A 25,685-nucleotide genomic window follows, 5' to 3' on the forward strand; every position below is an offset into this window, starting at 1 on the left:
CCTAATTTATTAAATTGTATTCACAATGCTTATTGAGAGCCATATTTTTGGCATAAAGTTGAAAATTTATTGTGGTATTGTTGCAGTTCTGCATATTTATCTTGGCGTTTTTGCAATTCAATCAACCTTTCTATTCTACTAATTATATTGTTCCACTTTTTGGTCAAATCATTGTGTAAAGATTTGTTAGTATGTATAATTTCTTCAGCTTTAACAAGTTTGTTTTTGATTATATGTAAGTTATTCTGATGATTTCTATACTCTACGTTATCATTGACATAAACGTTTTGATATTCACGCGATTCAATAGTTTGCCTTTGAATTTCGTTACCTGTGGCGTATTTAGATTTTTTCAATTGTGAATATTTATTTCTATAATCTAAAAAACCTTGATCATTGATAGAAATTCCGGAATTCTTTTTTATATATTCATCCAAATCTTTATCTAAAAGTTCTAGTTTACTTTTTATATCGTTAAAAGATTTTTCAAGATTTTGTATGGATTGCATTTTTCTTGAATATGTATCATAATTTTTATCAAAATTTAATCGGTTATCACTTATTTTTAATTCCACACTCTTTAATGAAACTTCATCATTTTGTTTTTCTTTCATAATAGTTAGTTGTTCAGACATCAAGTTGTCAAGAGAAAGAATAATTGAAGATAGTTTGCGAAAATGATATTCAATTGCAGCATCTTTAATTCCCGTAACATTTTGTTTGAAAACTTGCGCCTGTATGCTATGCTTTTTATTTACGATCAAACTTAGAGCTTCATTGCGAGTGTATCTCAAGTATTTACCATTTATTTTTAAAAAATTCTCCCATATCGGAATAATATCTTGTACGAACAGTATTTTACTTTTATCAGTATATGATGATCTTAAGTCCTCTATTCTTTTAAAGGTATCTTTGTATTGTTGAACATCACTAGATCTATATTGCTCAATATTAAATATACGCTTTGCATATACACATTGTAACCATTTTATAATTATCTGACTAAAGAACGAGTAATATTCTTTATTATTATTTTCGTTTATCTCAAGAACAAGATAAATAAATATATTATTAATTGCTAATAAGATGTTAGGCACAGGAGATACTTGATTGAAATTTACTCTTATTAAGTCATTACTTAATCCAGATATTATATCATGTATTGTGTAAATAAAGGTAAAAGCAGCAAATATGGGATCTAAGAGATTGTTTTTCAGACTAGGAGTATTAATAGCATCTTTTGATATTGCAATTGAAGATGGATGGAATTGAGAAAGATCCGACATGTATATAGCATTTTCTAATTTTTGAGATGAATATATAAAATCGTTTTCCAAACGTTTTAATTTTCTAATAGCGTTTTCTAGTGCCGTACATGATGATTGTTTATTAGATTTAGGACCGTTACTCCTAACATTAAGTGCCTGGTTAAAACCAATATCGAGCTGGTTAATTAATTTTATGCATGATTGGTTCAATTTTAAAAGAGATTTGGTATGATGATATCCAAAATTTTTACTTGAAACTTCTTCATATCTTAAATTTATCTGCTCTAATATGACAGGGTTTACCATCTCCAAAGTTTTTCTGTAAGGTTCAAATTCTACCATATCCATTTACCAGCCTTTTAAATTTAATAAGTATTAGTATTAAATAATAACACAACACATTCAGGATTGTATCAATAAAAGTTAATAAATAATTTTAAAATGGTTTCAAATGTAGTCTATAAGTATTGTATAATTATTATATCAGCAAATAATTTATTGGGTAAGACTATGAAAAAATGTTTAATTACTTTGGTCGGAGCTTTAGCAATTCTATCGCCAAATACTTATGCAAATAGCATCAATAAAGATACAATTCTTTTTGTTTGTGGAGGAAATACTGGTCGTAGCGTTATGGCTGAGTGGTATACAAAACATATATATAGCGATGTGGATTCTTTTTCAAGAGGATCAGGAATTGACCCTAATGATGAAGTAACAACAGAACCATACGCTGAAGAGCTTATACTTAAAAATAATGACGCAACGAAAGAAGAGATTAGTTTACATCGTGCCACGCCAATTGCACTTACTGATATTTATAAGGCAAATATTGTTCTTACAATGGGTGCTAAATACAGCGATAGACTGAAGAATACTATTGATAGAGAATGTTCTGATTTTAACTTAAATTATTCGGGTAGAAGCTTTAATAAGAATCAGTGGATTGCAATGTGTAATGATAAAGATCAATTAAAGGCAAAAATATATACTTTAATTGGATGTGCCACAGGAACAGATGGAGATATACCTGACGCATATGGACAAAATAAAGAATTTTATATTGATGTTAGAAACCAAATTACTCAAAATATAGATGAAATTATTCCTACTTATATTAAAACTGGTCAATGTCCATATCCAATAATAATTCAAAAATAAAATAAAAAACTTATTTTTATTTAATCGCAACATATCATAGAGATTGTCGAAATGGGTTTGTTAAAGTACAGTAAATAACCTCAGCATCTGTTATAAAAATTAATAATTCGGTTATATTTTATATGAGTTTTTTCTATTTAATTGTGTAAATTCATTATATGAACTTCTTAAGTTATAAATTTTCACGGAGTAAAATAAGGGTAATAATTATGTGTTTCTAATTTATCAAAATATCGCCTTAACTTGTTAAAATAACCATAGATGAAATAGCATTTTTAATTTGTATTATCTCATGTAATAATTAAAGCTAAAAAGGAATGATTATATGTCAATTAACAATAGCGATATGGTTGTTCATATTATTTATGGTGATCATGTATCTACTAAGAACTTACCTAATTTATCTCCTGACGACTATATTCAATCACAAATCGAAACAATAAAAAGTTATGTTAATACTCTGGTGCAGCATAAAGTAGGACAAAGGCATTTAGTAGTTTGCCCTGAATATTTTTTAACTTATAAAGACAGTGATCATTCTGGCTCCACAAAGGAGGAGTACAAGAAATATCTTATAGGATTTTCAAATATTCCACCATATGTTATTCTAGTCCCTGGTACATGCGTTCGTAAAAAACCAGTCAATAGCGCCTACGATGATCTTCTAGACCTCCACACTAGTTTGGTCCAAAAAAAGGATAAAGATAAGGATGAAACTATTTCACAACAAATACAAGATGTTGAGAAACAACTTTATAATCATAAGCCACGTTTAGTAAATAAGTATCCGCAGTTAAATTCACTAGCTAACTACCGTTATCAGGTTTACAAAAACGCCTTTGATGATAAAAGATCTAGTTTACAAAATACTTATGTGGTTAATAGGGTAAGTAATTCAGATACTACAAATTTTATAAAAAATGAATATAGTAAATTTGATGTTAATAATATTAAGAAAATGAATTTCGTATTTAATACCTTGAATGTCATTTATAATAAAAAAAATATATATAAGTATAATAAACGAAGTTTCTGGAACGAGAAAAAATCGCAAGTTGATTCAATTTATATGCCTTTTAATTTGAATTATGGTAATACCTTGATGATTGATAATAAAATGAATTTTTCTTTTGAAATCTGTTTCGACCATAATAAAAAAATTCGTTTTAATGATATAAAAAATAATAAAGCAAAACCTTCAGATTACCATATAATTTTATCTGACGCTGTCAGTAATCATTTAGATACTTACCTAGCTCCATATCTTGTTCACAGTAGTACAGATAGTCGTAATTCAGGACTTTTCGTTTGGAATAAAAGCTCTTATGTTAAACATCATCCTTGTTCATATGCATCAATTTCAAATAGCATAACTAATGCGAAATATAAAGTTAAAATTCATTATTCTTACTCTTATACAGACAAACAAAATCTAAATAATAATATTAATTTGTTATTTTCGGCTTTAAATAATAATGATGTAAAAACCATAGCTGATTATATTAAGCGAGTCTTATCTGTAAATCTTAGTCATTTGGAAAAAGAGAAAATTTTAATGGCAAAAGGTAGTGATGGCACCCCAGGGTTACTTATGGCTCTGAATAATGGCCATGCTGCAGCTATTGAAGCGTATATTGATGGTATTAAAAATATACCTATGATCAATAAAGACTTACTTTTAGCTGCAAAGCGCAATGATGGTAAATCTGGGTTATTTATGGCTTTAGAAAATGGCCATGTTGAAGCAGTTAAAGCGTATATTGAGGGTATTCAAAATGCAACAAAAGTTAATAAAGAAGTACTTTTAGCCGCAAAAGATAGTAATAACACACCTTGGTTAAGTCGTACATTACAAAATGCTACCTATATGGAAGAGGTTGTAGCACAATATTTACAAATTGAGGATACAGATCAAAAGATTGCGCACAGTATAATGTCAAGTATAAAAGGGTCGAGAAAAAACTTAAAAAATAAGTTATTAGAATGGTCGAGGAATTATAATCCAAATCAGATTAAATTGAAAAAGAATTACAAATTACTTATTAGTCTGCTTTCTCAGCATAGAGCAACAATTTTAAAAGTCGGGATTTCCGATTCGGTGAAAGAGCTTGATCGCATTAGTCATTGGCAGTGATAAACAATTCAATCAGTCAGCAATTACTACTACTGTAATATTGGTAAAATAAAAGCCCATAAAAACTATAAATAAATATCTACTGAATCTGTTCTATTAAAATTTAGGTTTTAAATAATTTTTTACCTAAAGTTATACTAAGACTTGATCTTAGTATCCAAAAAAACATAGCTACAATAAATGTAATGGCCAAATAAACCTGTATGGGTAAAGCCTGTGAAATATAAAAAATCTAACCTAAGCTTTAAACTATTAGCCAGATTTCTATCATTTAGACTATACGATTGACCTAGTAATAATAGTAGTAGAAATTAAACTATTTACTCAACAGTCTTAATAAGTTTACTAAAAATTATGCCGTATAGTGTAAGTTTTGATAATTAGAAAATGCCTAGTTTATGGCCAACTCACTCTAAAACTAACATGTCAAAAACCATCTATATCCTATCAAATTCACCTTCTATGAAAAAGCATCCTTAATTTGTACCATCAATCTGATGAGATAACATCACAATGGAGGACGTATTGTATGGTGGAAACAAGAAGTAATGCGAATAATAAAAATAAAACTTCTTTTCATAAGAAAACACTTAATAAATATTTTCCTTCTAATAAGATGACAACAGGAATTAAAAATTCCCAGTTTGCTACTAGACCCCATCAACAAACATTAAATTTACATAAGCAATATTCTACAGATAGTATTGTAGAAGAACATGATGGTATAAATATAACAAGTCGTCCCATGACAGCATGGAATCGCCAACACTTGGGCAACCCTTTTGACCAGTCTCTTATAAGCAACAGTCCTCAATCTAGAGATTGTGAAGTTTCAATAGGGGTAATAAGTACTGAAGCAGTTCCAAACTTCGCTAATAGCAGTTGGGGCAAATTTGAAAAAAAAGATTCTAGAGTATTAGATATTAACAATAAGAGATTAGAAACTCCTCGGGGTAATATGCCATTTAATAGTAGCCTTACGAAACCCGTGTTAATTCAACAAAAAAATTTAGCTGGTATTGAAAGCCTATTGAATACTGTTTTTCACAGTCACAATACCCCAGAAAATATTGTTTTCATTGAGACTAGTCCAGATCTGTTTCCTGATAGAATCAAGATTAAGCCTAATATGAATGAATATACTTTCAGAAAATTTGCTACCATTAAAAATAGTGATAGCAGACAAAGCATGACCTCTTATGAACGTATAGATTGTGAAGGATGGACAAAACATAACGTTATAGAAACGAAGGTTGATAATATTAAGACTAGTTTTATAGCTATAGAATCCAGGTTCATAGACACGCTATTTCCAAACAAAATATATGTGTTTATAGAATTGATCGCTCATATTCCAAATAAATTAAAGGATAATCCTAACAAAGTTTTTTATCATATTAAGAATGATATATGTCAAAAGATTAAGAGTAACCAGTCTTGCAAAGGTATTCTCTATCCTAATTTCTGGAATCCTGATCCACTCAATTTCCCAGTTTATTGTGATGAGGAAAGGATTATAGTCAGAGTATCCGGTGATACTAACTTTAAGAAAGAATACCAAACTTTTGGTGCGGGAACCTTTAGAGGGTATGGTATTACGAATGCTTCTCCTTATTTTAATACTTTTAAGGGGTCTGGAGCTGATGATAATGTTTTCATGCAAGCGATGAAGCTCACGCATAGTGATCATTACGTTCCACGTCAGGCAAATTTACTCCAGCCTGTCACAGCAAGACAAGGAGTATTAAATGGAGGTAAATTAGGCATAGACCACCCTAGTTTTAATGTAACAGCCACTGTTCATGGTCTTAAGAGAATAAGGCAGGTGGGAAGTGTTTGGGAAATAGTTTAAAAGTTAAGAATATTTTCCTATTTTTCTTTTTTATCTATCTTGCTAGCAACGTAGCAGCCAGCACTAGTTGCTAAAAATGCCGATATTATCCATGCTAAATAATACATATATTTTCTCCTTTGGTTAGTACATTTCTAATGAATTAGCTTTAATCTCTTCGGCAGATGTTCTACGACCATTAGCCCACATTTTCTTATATACAAAAAACGTATAACTAAATATGATAGGCAAAATTATAATAGCAGCACATAGTATCCCTATTAAAGAAGTTTGACTACTACTAGCATTCCAGATTGTTAAACTGTATTGATATTCACCAGCATTAGAGACCATAATAAATGGAAATAGTGTAAATCCAACAGTTAACACAGCACCTAATATGGAAGCAGTACTTGCTAAAAATGCAAACCCATCTTTATCTTTTTTATTAAATTTTATTACAAATATGGCACCAATTATAGCTAGTATCGGAGCAAACCACATCCAAATATGCGCATGGTTAAAATTATAATACCAAGAATAATTATTAGTAACAGCACCAGATGTGAAAGGGTGATGCAAAGCGTCAGACATATTTACCAGGTTTGTACTTGGAGTATATTGATAACCAGGGATAAAATTAATCCAGATACCTGCTACTATAAATAGTAGTATATAAGTCATAGCTGATACATTAGTTACCTTTCTAAATCTATCTCTTAATATACCTGCTGTCCTTAATTTTGCATAAGCAGCACCATGCATAAGAGCCATAATTAAAGCAAATACGCCAAATAATAAAGCAAAAGGTGATAGTAAATGAATCAACGTAATCCACATGGATTGGTATTGTCCATTTACTATTGCACCATAAGTTAATCTTGCTGTGTCATCATAAGCTATAGGAAAGCCTAAATATAAATTACCAACAGCAATACCCATTACAACTATTGGGATTATGCCACCTAAAACTAGCATCCAATCCCAGAAGTTTCTCCATTTTGGGTTATCAACTTTTTTTCTGTATTCAAAAGCTGGTGGTCTTAAGAATAATCCCCATAATACTACTAAAATAGCAATATATAGACCAGAGAAGCTAGTAGCATATACTTGAGGCCATATTGCAAAAATTGCCCCACCTGCTGTGATAAACCAAACTTGGCTTCCATCCCAAGTAGGACCAACAATGTTTATGATAGCTCTTTTTTCATAGTCACCTTTACCTACAAATTTAGCTAGAATCCCTACGCCAAAATCAAAACCAACCGTAGCAGCTACTAAAAATATCAAAGCCCCTACAACTAGCCAAGAGATAACTTGTAAAATATCTAATAACATTTATTTACCTCTCCTTATTTATCTTGTTTGTTTTGTTCAAAATGGTATTTACCAGTTCCTAGTGAACTAGGGCCAAGCTTAGCATATTTGAACATTAAAAATAGTAGTACAGCAAACAAAGCAGTATCTATCAGCAAGAAGATTGCCATAGATGTTGCTACATCTATAGAAGTTAAAGCAGACGAGCTAATGCTGGTTGGTAGTTCATTATATACTGTCCAAGGTTGACGTCCGTGTTCTGTTACATACCATCCTGCTAAACATGCGATAAATGGTAGAGGTATTGACCATGTCATAACTCTTAAGGTAAACCTAGTAAAAGCGTTGCTAGTTAGAACATTTCTAATTAGTAAAATTAAACCAACTATTATTAGTCCAAACATAAAGAACCCTATAAACACCATCACTCTGAAGCTCCAGAAAACACTAGCAACGTCAGGAACCATATTTGTAGCCACTGATCTAACTATCTCTGGGTTATTAGCAGCTTTGGTAATAGTTGTAGAATCAGCTACACCATATTTTTCTGTAGCTACTTGTGTTAACATTTTACCAAAACCTATGTATCTTTGATATTCGGGGTTATTGTAATATTTATAGTTGCTGTTTGGTTTATCGTCGCTGTGACCAGATTCTCTCCATTTTAGAAGATCTGCATAAGCTAAACCACCTTGTTTTATCATCACTAAAGCAGAAGGAACTTTTTCATAGATACTAGGATTAGCAGCAGCTTGATCTGGTGAAACGCCAGCAGTCGTGCCCGTTTTGATATTCCTGTAATAAGCAAAGTTTGGATCTCTAGTGCCATCAGCTGCCATTTTCCCGTATAGTATCGCTTTAACGCCAGGTATTTGTACATCTGTAGAATGTGTTGCTATCAATCCCAATACAGCTGGAATTTCGACAGCGTAATTGTTTTTTTGTTCTTTTTGACTTGGTAAAGCTACAGCATTAAACGCAGCAGGAGCTTTTGAGGTTTCCCATTCTGCTTCGATAGCAGCCATTTTTAAAGGTTGTACTTTAAAAACATCAACACCGTTTGCATCACCAAAAAGTATCGCAACTATACATGTCACTAAGCCAAAGCCAAGTCCTATACCTAGAGACCTTTTAGCAAAAGCTAAATCGCGACCTCTAATTATATAGTATGCACTAATTCCTACAACAAACATTGCTGCAGTAGTATAACCAGCGGTCATTACATGACCGAAGTTAGTTTGAGCAGTATGGTTTAAAAATACATCTAATAAACTAACTGTTTCCATTCTCATAGTTGACGCTACAAACTCAGAACCAACAGGGTGTTGCATGTACCCATTTGCTACTAAAATTAGAAGAGCTGAGAAGCTAGATCCTATAGCCATACAAAAAGTAGATAATAAATGCTGTTTCTTTGATAGCTTATCCCAGCCAAAGAAAAACAACCCAGCAAAAGTCGACTCAAGCATAAATGCAGCAAGCCCTTCTATAGCCAGAGGTGTACCAAAGATATCACCTACAGATTGTGAATAGTAAGACCAGTTAGTACCAAACTCAAACTCCATAGTAAGTCCAGTAATAATTCCTAAGGCAAAGTTTATTCCGAGTAGTTTACCCCAAAACTTTACCATGTCTTTGTAAACTTCCTTCCCTGTTCTTATATACATAAGTTCCATCGTGAATATAATCCACGTCAAACCTAACGTTAAAGGTACAAATAAGAAGTGAAAGGATGCCGTTAGACCAAACTGCCACCTTGCAAGATCTACAGACATAAGCGTTGGTAACATATAATTTTCTCCTTAATCATTAAAGTAACAATCAAATAAATTGATTTTTTAGTAAAAGTTGGAGGAAGAAAAAATAGGCTTGGCTTGGTTGTAGTCACTTTTTCTAACCTAAAGAAGTAGTACAAATTGTAACACAACAATATGTAAAATCAAAAATTAAATTCTTCTCAAAGCCTTTATTTCCAATGGTTTGAGTATACTAAATTGGTATAATTAAGTTTAAGGAAAGAAGCTTTATGATTACAATATTTTTATAGTTATGGGTTGATGAACTGACAACTAAATTCTCTTCGTATTTTATGGATAAACGAGGTTTCGTTGAATTCTTTTTTATCTACTTTTAGATAAATTGTTTCCTCATCTGGACAAACTATTGACTCATAAACACCTTTTTCTTTAAGGAGAAATTTTTCTAATTGATCTTTGATTTCAGATACATGGCAGTTTAGTTTATAAATTTTTGAGTTTAAGTAAGTTGGTTCAGTCATAGCTAGAGAAATTATTAACCATAAGAGTGCTAATAAAATACAAAATACTAGTATACCAAAGATTCCAAAATGATGGAAAATAATTCCTCCTACAGCACCTCCTATAAAAATGCCGAAAAACTGGCAACTGGAGAAAATCCCCATAGCAGTACCCTTGCTGCCAGCAGGGGCAATTTTAGATACTAATGATGGTAAGCATGACTCTAAGAAAGTAAAAGCTGCAAAAAAGAAGATGAGTATAGTGGTTAATACAAGAGTTTGACTATATCCAAACACTAGGCTTGTTAAACATATTGCCAGTAGAGCTATTGCTAATATAAAGTATTTTCTCATTTTACGTTTAACTTCAGCAATCATAACAAATGGAAACATTATGAAAAACGATATGATTAAAACAGGTAGGTATACCATCCATTGGTAACTGGTTGGGATTTGTAGAATATTTGTTAGGATAGTTGGAATTATTATAAAAAGAGCAGTTAGGATAGCGTGCAAACTAAATATACCGTAGTTAAGGCGTAACAGTTCTTGGTGAATGATTACATCTTTGATTAGTCCAAACACTGTCTTAGCTTCATGGTGGAAACTAGGAGTTTTAGGGGTTGGAATTTTGGTTAGCATAAGTATTCCGGCTACACCAAATATAGCAGTTAGCCAAAAAATTCCTGATAATCCGATAATGCTATTTAAAATAGAGCTAAGCATCATCGCCACTATAAAAGAAAATCCAATAGATAGCCCAATCATAGACATTGCTTTAAGACGGTTTTCTTCTTTAGTTGTATCAGCAACTAGTGCTGTAAGTGTGCTGCCAATTGCTCCAGCTCCTTGGATAGCTCTACCTATTATAATTCCATAAATACTGGTTGAATAGGCTGATATGATACTCCCTATAATTAAAAGTATTAATCCAAACGCTATTATAGGTTTGCGACCAAAGCGGTCAGATAGTATGCTTAAAACAATTTGTAGTAAAGCTTGAGTTAGCCCATATATACCAAGTGCTAAACCTATAAGAAAAGGGGTAGCATATTGTAGGTGGTCGATATATAGACTAAATATAGGAAATATTATAAATAACCCTATCATTCTGAAGCTATATATTAATGATATATAGAGTGTTGTTTGAAACTCTTTGTTATACATATAAGATAGTTTTTCTTATAAAAGTAGACAAGAGTATAGCTAATAGAAGCTTATAATTAAATAGTGTTTTTTAGGTTTGTATTCGAGGAGTTTTTTAACCAATTATGTTTTTTTCAAACACGCTAAATGTAAAATCAAACTCGTTTTTATCATCTTTCAGGTATTGTTTTTGGCCTATACGTTTATATTTTGGTTCCTCCCATTTAGGGAAAAATGCGTCAAGATCTTTGATCTGAGTATCAACTTCTGTGATATATAATCTATCAGCCAAATTTATAAATTCTTTATATATTTGAGCACCACCAATTATAAATATTTCATAATGAGGTTTTGATTTTGAAAAATTAATTATTTCTTCTACGCTATGAATAATTAAGCAGTTATCTTGCTTGTAGTTTTTATCTCTAGTTAAAATTATATTCTTACGATTTGGTAGAGGTCTTCCGATAGACTCGAAAGTTTTTCTTCCCATTACAATATAGTTATTCTCGGTTATTTTTTTAAAATTCTTTAAATCTTCAGAAAGCTTCCAAGCTAAAGAGTTTTCTTTACCGATTCCAAAGTTTTTATCGTAAGCAACAATTAGAGAAATCATTTTAGATATTAAATTTTTTAAAAATATGTTTGGTATTGTAGCATTTTACGAAATAATTAAATAGCCCTCTGCACACGGTCAAAAAGCTGTAGATAGCTTTGACTAAAGGCTTATATATTGATTATTTGCGTAAGATGAAAAAGTATTCTAATTATCTATCAGTAGTAGCTGCAAGTATTGTAGATAAAATCCCATTTTTCCACTCTACTAACATTTTACCTATATAATCATTATGAGTAGTAGCAGGAAGTAATTCTTCCCAGCTATAATCCCAGTATTGAACTGGTCCAGTATCTAGTCCCAAAACTATCTTTGGATGACCATCAACTGCCCAATACACTGACATCCCCTTAATTTTAGCATAACCAAGATACTCATTCTGTAAATTAGTCCACTCTGAACTATTATAGTAGTAAACAGACCCATTAAGTAAACCTACAACTATCTGCGGATTACCATAACCTTGCCATGGCCAATCCACTGACATGTTGGTAACTGCACTAAGAACACTATTATCAATTAACCAAGTCCACTTTGAACCATTATAATATTCAACTGCTCCATTACCTAAACCTACAACTATTTGTGGATTACCATCACCTTGCCAATTTACTGACATTTGCTCAACTGGAGACTTCCAACCATTACCTTGTAACTCAATCCACTTTAAACCATTGTAATATTCAATTGCTCCACCATCTTTATTAAATAAATTAAATGACCTAGTACCTAAACCTACAACTATCTTTGGATTACCAGCATCTGTCCAATTTACTGACATTTGCTTAACTGGATCAACCCAACCGTCATTATGTAGTTCAGTCCACTTTGAACCATCATAATATTTAACTGCACTATTCTTTAAACCTACAACTATCTGTGGATTACTATCGTTTTGCCAATTTGCTAACATTTGAGAAACAGAACTAGAATTAATATCATCACCACTAGGTATTTGGGACCAAGACCAAGTTCTTTTACCATAGGAATCATAAATGTTAATCGAAGCAAATAATGAAGAAGACATCATTAAAATAGTTGCAGCGCATAAAAGAGCTTTTTTCATATTAGTTATCCTTGCTATTTGTATTGTTTTAACAAATTATCTATTGATTAAATAAATATGTTTTTTAGTTTAATAAATTATTTAAAAAGTTATTATAATAAAAAATAAATTTTTTTCAACTTTTAACCACTAATTTACTAAAATTTTAATTTTAGTTACATTTTTTTTAACTTACTTTTGGTATGAGTTTATCGAAATAGGTGCTGGATATGTATTCTGAAAGTTTTAGAATAGTTGAAAGAGAGTTCTATATGTAGTTTATTACAGCTTATAGCTAGCTCTAGCTACACTAAAAAGTAGTAAGTTATCAACTATGTTACTAACTTTTAAAGCTATTCAGTTAATGCTACTTTTATACCTAGTAGGCTATAGAAGCAGCAATCGTCATGGTAAATAGCCAAATAGCTTTGTAATTTACGGTCAAGTTGTGATATGATAGGCGAGCTTAAATGTGTTTTTAAGCAGGTATATGTTTAATTTAATAAATCAAGCATCTTTTCAATTATAGCTATTTCAAGGGGTGTCCTAGGATATTTGAAATAGTTTGGATGCTAGATCATAACCCAAAAGAGGAAAATCAAATGTCATTAATGAAAGATATGTTATCAGCTGGCGTGCATTTTGGGCACAAAAAAGCTTTCTGGAACCCACAAATGAACGAATATATTTTCGGCATTAATCATGGGGTTCATATTATCAATTTAGAAAAAACAGTTCCACTTTTTCAAGATGCTGTAAATTTTGTTGGTAAAACAGTAGCTAATGGCGGTAAAGTACTTTTTGTTGGTACTAAAAGACAAGCACAACCTGTGGTTGAAGCTGAAGCTAAAAGATGTGGTATGCCATATGTAAGTCACAGATGGTTAGGTGGTATGCTTACTAACTATAAAACTGTTAGACAATCCATAAAAAGGTTAGCTCAATTAGAAAAAATGAGAGAAGATGGTACTTTAGAATCTTTAACTAAGAAAGAAATGTTACAGAACTTGAGAACTATTGAAAAATTAGAAAAAGTTCTTGGTGGTATCAAAGAAATGGGTGGTATTCCTGATGCTATCGTAGTGATTGATAGTAATAAAGAGCATATTGCTATCCAAGAAGCTAAAAAGTTAGGTATCAAAGTTGTGGCTGTAGTAGATACAAATTCTAACCCAGAGGGTATTGATTATATCATCCCTGGTAATGATGATGCTGTTAAGGCAATAACATTTTATATGAGTAAGTTTGCTGACGCTATCATTGATGCTCAAGGTTTAGATAAGGCGATAGCTGCAAAGACTAAAGAAACTACAGAAGTACAAGAAATTATAGAAGCACAAGAAGACAAATAGGAGCTAAAACAATGTCAAATATTTCTGCTAAATTAGTAAAAGAACTTAGGGAAAGAACTGGTGCAGGTATGATGGAGTGTAAAAAAGCTCTTGTTTCTGCAAATGGAGATATTGAAAAAGCTGCTGAAGAAATGAGAATCTCTGGTCAAGCAAAGGCTGATAAAAAGGCTTCTCGTATTGCTGCTGAAGGTATTATCGAAGCTTATGTTGCTGAAGGTAGAGCGATATTACTTGAGATTAATTCAGAAACAGATTTTGTTGCTAGAGATGAAAGCTTTAAAACTTTTGCTAGAGAAGCTGCTAAGGCTGCTCATACTGCAAATGCAAAAAATATAGAAGAAGTCTTGACTGCTAAGCTCTCAGTGCATAAAGAATCAGTGGAAGAAGCAAGAAAATCACTAATTGCTAAAATTGGTGAAAACATCCAGGTTCGTAGAGTAAAAACTTTAGAGGCTCCTACATTGGGATCTTACGTTCATGGTGGCAAAATAGGTGTTGTAGTCGCTCTAGAGGGTGGTGATGAGGGGCTTGCTAAAGATATAGCTATGCATGTTGCTGCTGTAAACCCTATGGTTGTTTCAGGTGATGAGGTTCCAGCTGATGTGGTAGCTAAAGAAAAAGAAATTTTTACAGCTCAAGCAAAAGAAAGTGGCAAGCCTATGGAGATCATTGAAAAAATGATTGAAGGAAGAATTCGTAAATTCTTAGATGAAGTTGCTCTTTTGGGTCAAGCTTTTGTAAAAGATCCTAATATTAAAGTTGAAAAACTAGTTAAAGATAAGGGTGCAAAAGTACTTAGCTTTATCCGTTTAGATGTCGGTGAAGGTATCGAGAAAAAAGAAGAAGATTTCGCAACAGAGGTAATGAATCAAATCAAAGGTTAACTTTATGTCTAGTGATTCCTCAGAATATTCTAAAATAACCCCTAAATTTAAGCGTGTCTTGCTTAAACTCAGTGGGGAGTTTCTATCTACAGATCATGGTTTTGGTATAAGTGTTCAAGCTGCACAATCTATCTTAGATCAAATTAAAATCCTTACTCAAGCAGGTGTAGAACTAGCCATAGTTATTGGTGGTGGTAATATTTTGCGTGGGGGTAGAGCTAACTTTGACGACAAAATTAAAAGAGCTACGGCTGATTCTATGGGTATGATAGCAACAATGATAAACGCTTTAGCATTGCGAGATATGCTCATATCAGAAGGTTTGGATGTTGATGTTTTCTCTGCAAAAGGCGTTGATGGGTTACTTAAAGTTGCTAGTGCACATGAATATAATCAAGCATTAGAAGCTGGTAAAATAGTTATATTTGCTGGCGGTACTGGGAATCCTTTTGTTACTACAGATAGCTCAGCTAGTCTTAGGGCTATTGAGATAGATGCAGATGCTTTGCTTAAAGCAACTACAGTTGATGGTATTTATGATAAGGATCCAGGTAGGTATAAGGATGCTAAACGTTTTGAGAGCATTAGTTTTGAAGAGGTTGTGCGTAGGGAATTGTGTGTAATGGATTTGGGTGCTTTTACACAGTGTAGAGATTTTAATGTACCTATTTATGTTTTTGATTTATGTCAACCACAAGCTTTACTTGATGCTATAACTGACTCCAAGTATGGTACTTGGGTAACTTTAGATTAATAAAGGAAAATTTTATGATAAATGATGTTATAAAAAATGCAGAAACTAGAATGGCTAAATCTCTAGAAGTTTTATCAGACGATTTAGCAAAAATTAGGACAGGCAGGGCGCATCCTGATATTTTGGCTCATGTAACTATAGATTACTATGGTGTTGAGACGCCAATTTCACAGGCTGCTAACATAACTGTTTTAGATGCTAGAACATTGGGAATTACACCCTGGGAAAAGGGGTTGGCAGCTAAAATTGAAAAGGCTATTTTGACTTCTGACCTTGGGCTTAATCCAGCTAACTTGGGTGATAGTCTTAGGATTCCACTGCCAGCATTAAATGAAGAAAGAAGAAGAGAGCTTGTGAAGCTTGTTAAATCCGAAACCGAAAATGGTAGAATTTCTATTAGAAATATCCGTCGTGATGCTAATAGCGATATTAAAGAGCTGCTTAAAGAAAAAGAAATTACAGAAGATGAGGCTAAAAGAGCAGAGGATAATATTCAAAAGATTACTGATAAAATGATAGCTCAAGCTGATGCTATGGCAGCTAAAAAAGAACATGATTTAATGTCTCTTTAAACTTTTAATTTCTTAATAAAACTTGTATTTGTAACTATTCTTTTTTATCATTTAACTAATAACATAATGCTATTAAAATTATATTTATGACTTTGGCTGAGAATAGTGCTCTAAGACATGTTGCTATAATTATGGACGGCAATGGTAGATGGGCAAGAAAAAAACTTAAGCCAAGAGTGTTTGGTCATAGGAATTCAATAGCAAGTGTTGATGCTGCGATAGAGTATTGCGTAGAAAATTCCATACAAATTCTTACTTTATTTGCTTTTGGTCGAGATAACTGGTCTAGGTCGCCTCAAGAGGTTTCAGATTTGATGGACCTTTTCTATAAAACACTGAGGGATAAAACACCAAAACTTGATAAAAACAATATTGTCCTTAAGGTTGTTGGGGATCGGACACGGTTATCTAAAAAATTGCTGGAAAAAGTAGTTCAAAGTGAGGATTTAACCAAAGATAATACAGGTCTAGAACTTAGGCTAGCTATTGATTACTCAGGCAGTTGGGATATTGTGAACGCAGCAAAAGCTTTTGCTAGAGATGTTATTTTTAATGATTTGTCTATAGAAAGTTTAGATAATGACTCTTTTGGGAAATATTTAGTTGGTGGAACGGTTCCTGTTGATTTGCTTATTCGGACTAGTGGAGAAGTTAGACTTAGTGATTTTATGTTATGGCAATTGGCCTATGCTGAAATGTACTTTACGGGTGTGATGTGGCCTGATTTTTCCAAAAAGGAAATGCAGGAGGCGGTAGATTATTTTCATTCGCGCCAACGAAGGTTTGGAAAGAGTGGTGAACAAGTTTAGAATTTTAATCTAAAGAGGATTTATGAAAGAAAGAATAGTGACAGGAATAGTGTTGGTTCTGGTAGTTTTTGGTTTTTTACTTTACTCTTCAGATTATTTGTTTGGAGTGGGGGTTTTTGGGGTGGCTATATTATCAGCCTATGAGTGGCTAAAGCTTGCAAAAGTTCCAGAAGAATGTATGGTTAAGAATTTAGTTATATTTTCTGTAGCTATCTTCTTGGTTTCTGGATTTTTTGTGTACTTGCAATTTATATTTCCGCTATTTTGGATGTATGCGATCTTTAAGTTAAGTCAGTATGAAAGACAGAAAATGGATTCTTTAACTACAAATCAAATACTGCTTATGGGGCTTTTTGCTATTTCTCCTTTTTGTGCAAGTTTGTATGTGTTGCATAATAATGGTGTTGCTTGGATATTTATGTTTATTTTGGTTATTGCTGCAGCTGATAGTGTAGCTTATTTTACTGGTAAAGCTATTGGTAAGAAAAAAATGTTGCCGCGTTTAAGCCCTAATAAAACAGTAGAAGGATTGTTTGGTGGGCTTCTAGGAGCTGTTATTGTTGCTGTGATATTTTTATTCTTTATGAATTTAAGTGTTGTTCAATATTTTTTCATGGTTGCTATTTCAGCTGTTGTAGCTATAGTATCAGTTGTTGGGGATGTTTTTGAGAGCATGATGAAGCGTATTGCTGGGGTAAAAGATAGTGGTAATATTTTGCCGGGACATGGTGGAATACTTGATAGATTGGATGGTTATATGCCAACACTACCATTATTCGTGTTGTTGGGTCATATTGTTGGTGTGTTTGTGATTTAAGGTACTTTATTATGAGAATACAGATTAAAATATTAGACAAAGAGAATATAAAAGAGGTGCCATCATATGGTACTGCAGGATCAGCAGCAGTAGATTTAAGCGCTTGTATTAGTGAAAAATTTTTCTTAAAGCCTGGTGAATGTAAGCTTATAGGTACTGGTGTGGCTATAAATATATCAGATCCTGGTTACGCAGCTTTGATTCTTCCTAGATCTGGTCTTGGACATAAAAAAGGATTAGTTTTGGGAAATGGGACGGGACTTATAGATTCTGATTATCAAGGAGAGTTAAAAGTTTCTTGTTTTAATAGATCTCAAGAAGTTATAGAGATTGAGCCTTTGATGAGATTTGCTCAACTTGTTATAGTGCCAGTTGTACAGGCTGAATTTGAGCTAGTTGAGGAATTCACTAGCGCGACTAGTAGAGCAGATGGTGGCTTTGGTCACACAGGAGTGTAAATATGTTTTTTAACCTCCCTAATATTCTAACTTTTGGTCGTTTGGTTTTAATACCTTTTATAGTGATTTGTTATTATTTTCGATTCCCTCATCATCATGGCATTACAGCAACTTTATTTTTACTTGGTGCTGCTACTGATTGGCTTGATGGGTATTTAGCACGTAGGTGGCAGCAAACTAGCAAGCTAGGAGCATTTCTTGACCCGGTTGCTGATAAACTAATTGTTGCTACAGCATTGTGCTTGTTTATTGAAATGTATCCTTATTGGTGGGCAACAATTCCTGCTATTGTAATGATCTGTAGAGAGATAATTGTTTCAGCTTTGCGTGAGTGGATGGCGGAGTTGGGTCAGCGTAGTGTGGTTAAAGTTGGTTATTGGGGAAAAGTTAAAACTACAGCTCAGATGGCGGCATTATTCATATTTCTTATTAAGCCTGCTATAAATTTTGACTACTCAGTTGATTATACAAGTTTCAATACTTGGTTTATATTTTTGGGATTTTTGATGTTATACATCGCCGTCGTTCTCACGATTTACTCTATGTGTAACTATTTATATATGGCTTTTAGATCGGTTTTTGGTGGCTCGAAAGAGTAGTATCTTTTTCTTTTCTTTTATTTGTTTTTTTGTTATTATTGTCGTCTAATGCCCTTTTTGTGTATAAGAGGTAGCGTTAAAAATTTGCATAAAATTAAAAACTGATAATAAAAAACGGAGAATAATAACTAATGGCAACTATAAATCAGTTGGTGAACAACCCTCGCAAGAGATCGGTTGTTAAATCTAAAGTTCCTGCGTTGAAGGCTTGTCCTCAAAGAAGAGGTGTGTGTACAAGAGTTTATACTACTACTCCTAAAAAGCCTAACTCAGCTCTTAGAAAAGTCGCTCGTGTGAGATTAACGAGTGGATTTGAAGTAACAAGTTACATAGGCGGTGAAGGTCATAACTTGCAGGAGCACAGTGTAGTGTTAATTAGAGGTGGTAGGGTTAAAGATTTGCCAGGTGTCCGCTATCACACTGTTAGAGGTGCTTTAGATGCTTCAGGTGTTAATAATCGTAAGCGCGGTCGTTCTAAGTATGGTACAAAGCGTCCTAAGTCTTAGTTTGTGTTTTAACTTTAATTTGAAGAAGGTGTATTAATGTCTAGAAGAAATAGAGCTCCTAAAAGAGATATTTTACCTGATCCTAAATATAAGAGTCAGGTTGTTACTAAATTTGTTAACCATATAATGTTAGATGGTAAAAAATCCATCGCAGAAAAAATAGTGTATGGTGCATTTGATAAAATTAAGGCGAAAAATGCTTCAGTTAATGAAGTTGAAGCTTTTGAGCAAGCTTTAGAGGGCGTCAGTCCAATGGTTGAGGTTAAGTCTCGTCGTGTTGGTGGTGCTACTTACCAAGTTCCTGTAGAAGTTAGACCAGAGCGTCGTCAAACTTTGGGGATGAGATGGATCATAGAAGCTGCTCGTAAGAGAAAAGAGAGTACTATGGGTGATAGGATCGCTGCTGAAATCCTGGAGGCTTTAGAGGGTAGAGGTGCTGCTGTCAAGAAGAGAGAAGATACTCATAAAATGGCAGAGGCTAATAAAGCATTCGCCCACTTTAGATGGTAATTAAGGAGAAAGATAGTGTCTCGTAAAACAGATTTAGAAAAATATAGAAATATAGGTATCTGTGCTCACGTTGATGCAGGTAAAACTACTACTACTGAGCGTATCCTTTTTTATACGGGGTTATCCCATAAGATAGGTGAGGTACATGATGGTGCTGCTACAATGGATTGGATGGAGCAAGAGCAAGAAAGAGGTATTACAATTACTTCAGCTGCTACTACCACGTTTTGGAAGGGTATGGATCAGCAATTTCACGAGCATCGTATAAATATTATTGATACTCCAGGTCACGTTGATTTCACAATTGAAGTGGAGCGCTCTTTGCGTGTTCTTGATGGCGCGGTGGTTGTTTTTTGTGGTTCTTCAGGTGTTGAGCCTCAATCAGAAACTGTATGGCGTCAAGCAAACAAGTATGGTGTTCCTAGGATAGTTTTTGTTAATAAGATGGATAGATCTGGTGCTGATTTTGAAAGGGTTTGTGCGCAGATTAGAACTAGATTAAAAGCAAATGTTGTTCCTGTACAGTTAAATATTGGTGCTGAAGAGGATTTCAAGGGCGTGATAGACCTTGTTAGAATGAAGGCTATCATGTGGAATGAAGAGGACATGGGTCTTACTTATGAGCTTGTTGACATTCCTGCAGAACTTCAAGATAGAGCGGAAGAGCTTCGTATGGAAATGGTAGAAGCTGCTGCTGAAGCTTCTGAAGAGCTTATGGAAAAATATTTGGAAGAGGGTGAGCTTACTGAAGAAGAAATCCATGAAGGTTTGCGTAAGCGTGTAATTTCTAATGAGATTGTATTAGCTTTTTGTGGGTCGGCATTTAAAAACAAGGGAGTTCAAGCTGTTCTTGATGGAGTTGTGCGTTATTTACCAGCTCCTAATCAGGTTCCAGCTATTAAGTGTGAAACAGAGGATGGCGAGCCATCTGCACGTCAATCGTCAGACAACGCTCCATTTGCAGCTTTAGCGTTTAAATTGGCAACAGATCCGTTTGTTGGTAATTTAACATTTATACGTGTTTATTCTGGGGTGCTTAAATCAGGTGATGCTGTTTATAACCCTGTTAAAGGTAAAAAAGAACGTATTGGACGTTTGGTACAGATGCATGCAAATAAGCGTGAAGAGATTAAAGAAGTTCGAGCAGGAGATATAGCAGCCTGTATTGGTCTTAAAGATGTAACAACTGGTGATACTCTTTGTGATATGAATGATGTTGTTATTCTTGAAAGAATGGAATTTCCAGAGCCGGTGATATCTGTGGCAGTAGAGCCTAAGAGTAAGGCGGACCAAGAAAAGATGTCTATAGCTTTGGGTAAGCTTGCAGCAGAAGACCCTTCTTTTAGGGTTAAAACTGATGAAGAAAGTGGTCAAACTATTATTTCTGGTATGGGCGAGCTGCACTTGGATATTATCGTTGACCGTATGAGACGTGAATTCAAGGTTGAGGCTAACGTCGGTAATCCACAGGTTGCATATAGGGAAACAATTAGATCAAAAGTTGAGCAAGAGTCTAAATTTGTGCGTCAATCTGGTGGTCGTGGTCAGTATGGCCATGTTTTTGTTAGATTTGAACCTTTAAATGAAGTTGATGAGAACGGTGAAGCTAAAGTTTTCAAGTTTGTTGATGAAGTTGTTGGTGGTTCAGTTCCTAAAGAATATATTGGTTCGGTTGCTAAAGGTATCGAAGAGCAGTTAAATAATGGTGTTTTGGCTGGTTACCCTATGATTGGTGTTAAGGCAACTTTATATGATGGTTCATACCATGATGTTGACTCATCTGAAATGGCGTTTAAGATTGCTGGTTCTATGGCCCTTAAAGAGGGTGCTAAGAAGGCTAACGCATGTATCTTAGAGCCTATTATGAAAGTTGAGGTTGTAACTCCAGAAGATTATCTTGGGGATGTTATGGGAGATTTAAATAGAAGAAGGGGTATCATTGAAGGTATGGATGAAAACCCAAGTGGTAGAGTAGTTAGTGCTTTAGTTCCTCTTGCAGAAATGTTTGGTTATGCAACTAATGTACGTTCTATGAGCCAGGGTAGAGCCTCTTTCTCTATGGAATTTAAAAAATACGCAGAAGTACCAAATAATATTGCAGATGAAATTATAAAATCTCGTAACTCATAATATAAAAGGAATAAAAAATGGCTATAAATAATCAACGTATTAGAATTAGATTGAAAGCCTTTGATCATAAGCTTATTGATGTTTCTACACAAGAAATAGTTGATACAGCTAAAAAAACAGGGGCACAAGTTAAGGGACCTATCCCTTTACCAGTTCGTAAGGAGAGATTTACAATTTTGATTTCTCCTCACGTAAATAAAAAAGCAAGAGATCAATATGAGATAAGAACTCATAAGAGATTGATCGATATCGTGGAGCCTACAGATAAGACGGTAGATGCTCTTATGAAGCTAGATTTAGCATCAGGTGTTGATGTTCAGATCAGTTTAAGTTAATATGTATGTTACTTTTTGGGTTTTATGTATCCAGAGGGTGACTATTGGGTCTCTATGGTCAATCGTAATCATGGGGTTAATATAATAATAATAGAGGATTAAATAATGTCTTTAGGATTAGTTGGTCGCAAATGTGGTATGACTCGTATTTTTACTGAAGATGGTGTTTCTATACCTGTAACAGTTATTCATGTGGAGCCAAATATGGTTACACAACTTAAGACTGTTGAAAAGGATGGTTATAACGCTGTTCAGGTAACTACGGGCTTTAAAAAACGCTCTAACGTAAATAAACCTATATCTGGGCACTATGCTAAGGCTGGTGTGGAACCTGGAAGAGGTTTATGGGAATTTACAGTAGATAGTGGTAGTGAGTATCAGGTTGGTTCCTCTTTTGACGCTACAATATTTGAAGCTGGTCAGAAGGTTGATGTAAGAGGTGTTTCAAAAGGTAAAGGTTTTGCAGGAGCTATAAAGCGCCATAACTTTGCTACTCAAGATGCTACTCATGGTAATTCTTTATCTCACAGAGTTCATGGTTCTACTGGTCAGAATCAAACTCCAGGAAGAGTTTTTAAGAACAAAAAAATGGCTGGGCATATGGGTAATGAAAATGTTACTATCCAGTCGCTTGAAGTTGTGAGAGTGGATGCAGAAAATGGTTTGCTTCTTTTGAAGGGGGGTATTCCAGGATCGGTTGGTGGAGATGTTATAGTTTCTTCAGCTGTAAAGAGTTAGTAGATTAAATATTAAAATACCGGAGAGTTATTGTGGACTTAAATATTAAATCATTAACTGGTGGAGAGGCTGGTTCTGTTGATCTTGCAGATAACGTTTTTGCGATCGACTATAACGAGTCTTTAATTCACCAGGTTGTTGTTGCCTACATGGCAGGTGCTCGTCAAGGTACAAAAGCCCAAAAGACTAGATCAGAAGTTTCTGGTGGTGGAGCAAAGCCTTGGAGACAAAAAGGTACAGGTAGAGCTAGAGCTGGGACTATTCGTTCTCCTATATTTAGAAAGGGTGGAGTTACATTTGCCGCTAAACCTAAAAGTTATAAGCAAAAAGTTAATCGTAAGATGTATGCTGGTGCGGTTAAATCAATCTTATCTGAGTTGTTAAGATCAGGCAGGATGGTTGTTGTTGAGGAAATGAAGTTGGAAACTCCAAAAACAAAAGAATTTAAAGTTATGGTTGATACTTTAGGTTTTAAAGATGTGCTTTTTATTGTTGGAGTTGAGGAGTTTAGTGAAAACTTATATCTCTCTTCGAGAAACCTTAAGAATGTAGCTGTATGTGATTCTATGGATATTAATCCGGTTTCTTTGGTATGCTTTGAAAATGTAGTTATGACTAAAAAGGCAATAAAAGAGATCGAGGAGAAGTTGGTATGAGTTCTCAAGAAAAAATATTAAAAACTGTTGTAAGACCTCATGTTTCTGACAAAACTTATGGTTTATCAGAAGCTAATTCTACTGTTGTATTTGAGGTTGCTAGGTTTGCTAATAAGTATGATGTTAAGGATGCAATTGAGCAGCTATTTGAAGTTAAGGTTGAATCAGTTAATATTCTTAATGTCAAGGGTAAAGCACGAAGATTTGGCCGTATTGAAGGTAGAACAAAAGCTTGGAAAAAAGCTTACGTAAAACTTGTTGAGGGTCATGATATCAATTTTGTTGGTGCAGAGTAATTTTTAAGAAGGTTTATAAGTCATGATTGAAATAAAAAAAGCTAAACCTACTTCACCTGGCCGCCGCCACGTAGTGAGCGTAAAAAATACAGAATTACACACAGGTAAGCCATTCAAAGGTTTGGTAGAGGTGAAGAGAAAAAATGCTGGTAGAAATAATACTGGTAGGATAACAGTGCGTCATCAGGGTGGTGGTCATAAGCAACACTATCGTATAGTTGACTTTAAAAGAAATAAGGATGATATTGTAGCTAAGGTTGAAAGAATTGAGTATGATCCTAACCGTAGTGCAAATATTGCTTTAGTTTTATATGCTGATGGTGAAAGAAGATATGTTGTTGCACCTAAGGGATTAAGTAAGGATATGTCAATAATTTCTGGTGAGAAAGTTGATGTAGCTGTTGGTAATTGTATGCCACTTAGAAATATTCCTCTAGGTACGGTGATTCATAATATCGAGATGAAGCCTAAAAAAGGTGCTCAGTTGATTAGAAGTGCAGGTGCTTTTGCTCAGCTTGTTGGTAAGGATAATGCATATGCAATTATTCGTTTAAGATCGGGTGAGATGAGAAGGGTACTCTTGGATTGTAGAGCTGTTATTGGCGTTGTATCTAACTCTGAACATAACCTAAAATCTCTAGGCAAGGCTGGTGCTAAGCGTTGGAGAGGTATTAGGCCTACTGTTAGAGGTGTGGCTATGAACCCAGTAGACCATCCGCATGGAGGTGGTGAGGGTCGTACTTCAGGTGGTAGACATCCTGTTACTCCTTGGGGTATACCTACAAAAGGTTATAAGACGCGTAAAAATAAACGCTCTAATAAATTAATTGTTCAAAAACGTAAGTAATTAGGGAGAAGATTGTGCCTCGTTCGTTAAAAAAAGGACCTTTTGTGGATCATCATCTACTGAAAAAGGTTTTTGAAGCGCAAGAAAGCAATTCTAAGAAGCCGATCAAAACTTGGTCAAGAAGATCAATGATCGTGCCAGATATGATAGGTTTAACTATAGCTGTACATAATGGTCAGCAACATGTACCAATTCTTATGACAGAAGAAATGGTAGGCCATAAGTTAGGAGAGTTTGCGATAACTCGTAACTACCGTGGTCATGCAGCTGATAAAAAAGCTAAGAAGAAATAGTTGGGGTTATATACATGGAAGTACAAGCTAAATTAAAATTTGCAAGAATCTCAGCTCAGAAATGCAGGTTAGTCGCTGATCAAGTTAGAGGATTACCAGTAGAGAAAGCTCTTAATATTTTGACTTTTAGTAACAAAAAAGCAGCAGTTTTGATAAAAAATGTTTTAAACTCTGCAATTGCTAATGCTGAGCATAATGATAGTATGGATATTGACTCTTTATATGTCTCAACTGTGTTTGTAGATGAGGGTCCTACTATAAAGCGTTTTGAAGCAAGAGCTAAAGGTAGGGGTAATCGTATTTTAAAAAGAACTTCACATATTACTGTGAAAGTTGCTGAGAAAAATTAAGAGG

At 33.9% G+C, this 25,685-nt stretch carries 28 protein-coding genes; 21 read left to right on the plus strand and 7 right to left on the minus strand.

Annotated elements, in window-relative coordinates; all coding sequences use genetic code 11:
• Window positions 1-29: 29 nt before the first annotated feature.
• Window positions 30-1,616, minus strand: coding sequence for a hypothetical protein (locus SD28_RS02205; protein WP_039123543.1), 1,587 nt, complete (start codon window positions 1,614-1,616; stop codon window positions 30-32).
• Between the two features lie 93 nt (window positions 1,617-1,709).
• Here SD28_RS02205 and SD28_RS02210 point away from each other — a divergent pair, with 93 nt between their 5' ends.
• From SD28_RS02210 to SD28_RS02220, 3 genes are all read left to right on the plus strand, one after another.
• Window positions 1,710-2,429, plus strand: coding sequence for a low molecular weight phosphatase family protein (locus SD28_RS02210; protein ID WP_039123545.1), 720 nt, complete (start codon window positions 1,710-1,712; stop codon window positions 2,427-2,429).
• Window positions 2,430-2,754: 325 nt separating this feature from the next.
• Window positions 2,755-4,563: a hypothetical protein gene (locus tag SD28_RS07765; RefSeq protein WP_052251860.1), complete on the plus strand. Its 1,809-nt coding sequence runs from the start codon at window positions 2,755-2,757 to the stop codon at window positions 4,561-4,563.
• Between the two features lie 529 nt (window positions 4,564-5,092).
• Window positions 5,093-6,415 carry a hypothetical protein gene (locus SD28_RS02220; protein ID WP_039123547.1) on the plus strand — a complete coding sequence of 441 codons (1,323 nt, stop codon included), beginning with the start codon at window positions 5,093-5,095 and terminating at the stop codon, window positions 6,413-6,415.
• A gap of 17 nt (window positions 6,416-6,432) precedes the next feature.
• Here SD28_RS02220 and SD28_RS07860 read toward each other — a convergent pair whose 3' ends face one another.
• The 6 genes from SD28_RS07860 to SD28_RS02245 form a co-directional block, all read right to left on the minus strand.
• Complete coding sequence (locus tag SD28_RS07860; protein ID WP_069774104.1) at window positions 6,433-6,522, minus strand: cytochrome bd oxidase small subunit, CydX/CbdX family; 90 nt, start codon at window positions 6,520-6,522, stop codon at window positions 6,433-6,435.
• Between the two features lie 16 nt (window positions 6,523-6,538).
• Window positions 6,539-7,732 carry a cytochrome d ubiquinol oxidase subunit II gene (gene cydB / locus SD28_RS02225; protein WP_039123548.1) on the minus strand — a complete coding sequence of 398 codons (1,194 nt, stop codon included), beginning with the start codon at window positions 7,730-7,732 and terminating at the stop codon, window positions 6,539-6,541.
• Between the two features lie 14 nt (window positions 7,733-7,746).
• Window positions 7,747-9,501 (minus strand): cytochrome ubiquinol oxidase subunit I, encoded by a 1,755-nt coding sequence (locus SD28_RS02230; protein ID WP_039123551.1) that lies wholly within the window; start codon window positions 9,499-9,501, stop codon window positions 7,747-7,749.
• A 257-nt stretch (window positions 9,502-9,758) separates the two neighbouring features.
• On the minus strand, window positions 9,759-11,135 hold the full coding sequence (locus SD28_RS02235) for an MFS transporter (RefSeq protein ID WP_039123552.1): 1,377 nt from the start codon (window positions 11,133-11,135) through the stop codon (window positions 9,759-9,761).
• A 94-nt stretch (window positions 11,136-11,229) separates the two neighbouring features.
• The gene (locus tag SD28_RS02240; RefSeq protein ID WP_052251861.1) at window positions 11,230-11,730 is read right to left on the minus strand and encodes a dihydrofolate reductase; all 501 of its coding nucleotides are present in this window, start codon (window positions 11,728-11,730) and stop codon (window positions 11,230-11,232) included.
• A gap of 151 nt (window positions 11,731-11,881) precedes the next feature.
• Complete coding sequence (locus SD28_RS02245) at window positions 11,882-12,796, minus strand: hypothetical protein (protein WP_039123554.1); 915 nt, start codon at window positions 12,794-12,796, stop codon at window positions 11,882-11,884.
• Between the two features lie 581 nt (window positions 12,797-13,377).
• Between SD28_RS02245 and rpsB the strand changes: the two genes are divergently transcribed.
• The 18 genes from rpsB (at window position 13,378) to rplV (ending at window position 25,681) form a co-directional block, all read left to right on the plus strand.
• Entirely contained in the window at window positions 13,378-14,127 is a 750-nt protein-coding gene (rpsB, locus tag SD28_RS02250; protein ID WP_039125727.1) for a 30S ribosomal protein S2, read from the plus strand.
• An 11-nt stretch (window positions 14,128-14,138) separates the two neighbouring features.
• Window positions 14,139-15,011, plus strand: a complete 873-nt coding sequence (tsf, locus tag SD28_RS02255; protein ID WP_039123555.1) for a translation elongation factor Ts — start codon at window positions 14,139-14,141, stop codon at window positions 15,009-15,011.
• 4 nt (window positions 15,012-15,015) lie between these two features.
• Window positions 15,016-15,765, plus strand: coding sequence for a UMP kinase (gene pyrH / locus SD28_RS02260; protein WP_039123556.1), 750 nt, complete (start codon window positions 15,016-15,018; stop codon window positions 15,763-15,765).
• Window positions 15,766-15,779: 14 nt separating this feature from the next.
• On the plus strand, window positions 15,780-16,337 hold the full coding sequence (frr, locus tag SD28_RS02265; protein ID WP_039123560.1) for a ribosome recycling factor: 558 nt from the start codon (window positions 15,780-15,782) through the stop codon (window positions 16,335-16,337).
• Window positions 16,338-16,423: 86 nt separating this feature from the next.
• Window positions 16,424-17,146 (plus strand): polyprenyl diphosphate synthase, encoded by a 723-nt coding sequence (gene uppS, locus SD28_RS02270; protein ID WP_039123563.1) that lies wholly within the window; start codon window positions 16,424-16,426, stop codon window positions 17,144-17,146.
• A gap of 22 nt (window positions 17,147-17,168) precedes the next feature.
• Window positions 17,169-17,963, plus strand: coding sequence for a phosphatidate cytidylyltransferase (locus tag SD28_RS02275; protein WP_039123567.1), 795 nt, complete (start codon window positions 17,169-17,171; stop codon window positions 17,961-17,963).
• An 11-nt stretch (window positions 17,964-17,974) separates the two neighbouring features.
• Window positions 17,975-18,421 carry a dUTP diphosphatase gene (dut, locus tag SD28_RS02280; RefSeq protein ID WP_039123569.1) on the plus strand — a complete coding sequence of 149 codons (447 nt, stop codon included), beginning with the start codon at window positions 17,975-17,977 and terminating at the stop codon, window positions 18,419-18,421.
• 2 nt (window positions 18,422-18,423) lie between these two features.
• Window positions 18,424-19,020, plus strand: coding sequence for a CDP-diacylglycerol--glycerol-3-phosphate 3-phosphatidyltransferase (gene pgsA, locus SD28_RS02285; protein WP_039123571.1), 597 nt, complete (start codon window positions 18,424-18,426; stop codon window positions 19,018-19,020).
• Window positions 19,021-19,151: 131 nt separating this feature from the next.
• On the plus strand, window positions 19,152-19,526 hold the full coding sequence (gene rpsL, locus SD28_RS02290; RefSeq protein WP_039123572.1) for a 30S ribosomal protein S12: 375 nt from the start codon (window positions 19,152-19,154) through the stop codon (window positions 19,524-19,526).
• Between the two features lie 36 nt (window positions 19,527-19,562).
• Window positions 19,563-20,036, plus strand: a complete 474-nt coding sequence (gene rpsG / locus SD28_RS02295) for a 30S ribosomal protein S7 (protein WP_039123573.1) — start codon at window positions 19,563-19,565, stop codon at window positions 20,034-20,036.
• Between the two features lie 15 nt (window positions 20,037-20,051).
• A complete protein-coding gene (gene fusA, locus SD28_RS02300; protein WP_039123574.1) occupies window positions 20,052-22,166 on the plus strand; it encodes an elongation factor G in 2,115 nt (704 codons plus the stop codon).
• A gap of 17 nt (window positions 22,167-22,183) precedes the next feature.
• Window positions 22,184-22,501: a 30S ribosomal protein S10 gene (gene rpsJ / locus SD28_RS02305; RefSeq protein ID WP_096334699.1), complete on the plus strand. Its 318-nt coding sequence runs from the start codon at window positions 22,184-22,186 to the stop codon at window positions 22,499-22,501.
• A 105-nt stretch (window positions 22,502-22,606) separates the two neighbouring features.
• Window positions 22,607-23,239: a 50S ribosomal protein L3 gene (rplC, locus tag SD28_RS02310; RefSeq protein ID WP_039123575.1), complete on the plus strand. Its 633-nt coding sequence runs from the start codon at window positions 22,607-22,609 to the stop codon at window positions 23,237-23,239.
• A 32-nt stretch (window positions 23,240-23,271) separates the two neighbouring features.
• Window positions 23,272-23,895 (plus strand): 50S ribosomal protein L4, encoded by a 624-nt coding sequence (rplD, locus tag SD28_RS02315; protein WP_039123581.1) that lies wholly within the window; start codon window positions 23,272-23,274, stop codon window positions 23,893-23,895.
• Window positions 23,892-24,191 (plus strand): 50S ribosomal protein L23, encoded by a 300-nt coding sequence (gene rplW, locus SD28_RS02320; RefSeq protein ID WP_039123583.1) that lies wholly within the window; start codon window positions 23,892-23,894, stop codon window positions 24,189-24,191. The genes rplD and rplW overlap by 4 nt, the downstream gene beginning before the upstream one ends.
• 22 nt (window positions 24,192-24,213) lie before the next feature.
• The gene (gene rplB, locus SD28_RS02325) at window positions 24,214-25,038 is read left to right on the plus strand and encodes a 50S ribosomal protein L2 (protein WP_039123584.1); all 825 of its coding nucleotides are present in this window, start codon (window positions 24,214-24,216) and stop codon (window positions 25,036-25,038) included.
• 14 nt (window positions 25,039-25,052) lie between these two features.
• Complete coding sequence (gene rpsS / locus SD28_RS02330) at window positions 25,053-25,331, plus strand: 30S ribosomal protein S19 (RefSeq protein WP_039123585.1); 279 nt, start codon at window positions 25,053-25,055, stop codon at window positions 25,329-25,331.
• 14 nt (window positions 25,332-25,345) lie between these two features.
• Complete coding sequence (rplV, locus tag SD28_RS02335) at window positions 25,346-25,681, plus strand: 50S ribosomal protein L22 (RefSeq protein WP_039123586.1); 336 nt, start codon at window positions 25,346-25,348, stop codon at window positions 25,679-25,681.
• The last annotated feature ends 4 nt before the right edge of the window (window positions 25,682-25,685 follow it).

The sequence above is a fragment of the Allofrancisella guangzhouensis genome (assembly GCF_000815225.1).
GTDB classification, from domain to species: Bacteria; Pseudomonadota; Gammaproteobacteria; order Francisellales; family Francisellaceae; genus Francisella; species Francisella guangzhouensis.

Excerpts from the sequence above, each read along its gene's own strand:
- rpsL (WP_039123572.1), top strand. The coding sequence starts at position 19,152 with ATGGCAACTATAAATCAGTTGGTGAACAACCCTCGCAAGAGATCGGTT.
- pgsA (WP_039123571.1), top strand. The coding sequence starts at position 18,424 with ATGTTTTTTAACCTCCCTAATATTCTAACTTTTGGTCGTTTGGTTTTA.
- rpsB (WP_039125727.1), top strand. The coding sequence starts at position 13,378 with ATGTCATTAATGAAAGATATGTTATCAGCTGGCGTGCATTTTGGGCAC.
- dut (WP_039123569.1), top strand. The coding sequence starts at position 17,975 with ATGAGAATACAGATTAAAATATTAGACAAAGAGAATATAAAAGAGGTG.
- uppS (WP_039123563.1), top strand. The coding sequence starts at position 16,424 with ATGACTTTGGCTGAGAATAGTGCTCTAAGACATGTTGCTATAATTATG.
- cydB (WP_039123548.1), bottom strand. The coding sequence starts at position 7,732 with ATGTTATTAGATATTTTACAAGTTATCTCTTGGCTAGTTGTAGGGGCT.
- rplB (WP_039123584.1), top strand. The coding sequence starts at position 24,214 with ATGATTGAAATAAAAAAAGCTAAACCTACTTCACCTGGCCGCCGCCAC.
- rpsG (WP_039123573.1), top strand. The coding sequence starts at position 19,563 with ATGTCTAGAAGAAATAGAGCTCCTAAAAGAGATATTTTACCTGATCCT.
- rpsJ (WP_096334699.1), top strand. The coding sequence starts at position 22,184 with ATGGCTATAAATAATCAACGTATTAGAATTAGATTGAAAGCCTTTGAT.
- SD28_RS02205 (WP_039123543.1), bottom strand. The coding sequence starts at position 1,616 with ATGGATATGGTAGAATTTGAACCTTACAGAAAAACTTTGGAGATGGTA.
- SD28_RS02230 (WP_039123551.1), bottom strand. The coding sequence starts at position 9,501 with ATGTTACCAACGCTTATGTCTGTAGATCTTGCAAGGTGGCAGTTTGGT.
- rplW (WP_039123583.1), top strand. The coding sequence starts at position 23,892 with ATGAGTTCTCAAGAAAAAATATTAAAAACTGTTGTAAGACCTCATGTT.
- SD28_RS02220 (WP_039123547.1), top strand. The coding sequence starts at position 5,093 with ATGGTGGAAACAAGAAGTAATGCGAATAATAAAAATAAAACTTCTTTT.
- rplV (WP_039123586.1), top strand. The coding sequence starts at position 25,346 with ATGGAAGTACAAGCTAAATTAAAATTTGCAAGAATCTCAGCTCAGAAA.
- SD28_RS02235 (WP_039123552.1), bottom strand. The coding sequence starts at position 11,135 with ATGTATAACAAAGAGTTTCAAACAACACTCTATATATCATTAATATAT.
- SD28_RS07765 (WP_052251860.1), top strand. The coding sequence starts at position 2,755 with ATGTCAATTAACAATAGCGATATGGTTGTTCATATTATTTATGGTGAT.
- SD28_RS02245 (WP_039123554.1), bottom strand. The coding sequence starts at position 12,796 with ATGAAAAAAGCTCTTTTATGCGCTGCAACTATTTTAATGATGTCTTCT.
- SD28_RS07860 (WP_069774104.1), bottom strand. The coding sequence starts at position 6,522 with ATGTATTATTTAGCATGGATAATATCGGCATTTTTAGCAACTAGTGCT.
- SD28_RS02240 (WP_052251861.1), bottom strand. The coding sequence starts at position 11,730 with ATGATTTCTCTAATTGTTGCTTACGATAAAAACTTTGGAATCGGTAAA.
- SD28_RS02210 (WP_039123545.1), top strand. The coding sequence starts at position 1,710 with ATGGTTTCAAATGTAGTCTATAAGTATTGTATAATTATTATATCAGCA.
- rplC (WP_039123575.1), top strand. The coding sequence starts at position 22,607 with ATGTCTTTAGGATTAGTTGGTCGCAAATGTGGTATGACTCGTATTTTT.
- SD28_RS02275 (WP_039123567.1), top strand. The coding sequence starts at position 17,169 with ATGAAAGAAAGAATAGTGACAGGAATAGTGTTGGTTCTGGTAGTTTTT.
- tsf (WP_039123555.1), top strand. The coding sequence starts at position 14,139 with ATGTCAAATATTTCTGCTAAATTAGTAAAAGAACTTAGGGAAAGAACT.
- frr (WP_039123560.1), top strand. The coding sequence starts at position 15,780 with ATGATAAATGATGTTATAAAAAATGCAGAAACTAGAATGGCTAAATCT.
- pyrH (WP_039123556.1), top strand. The coding sequence starts at position 15,016 with ATGTCTAGTGATTCCTCAGAATATTCTAAAATAACCCCTAAATTTAAG.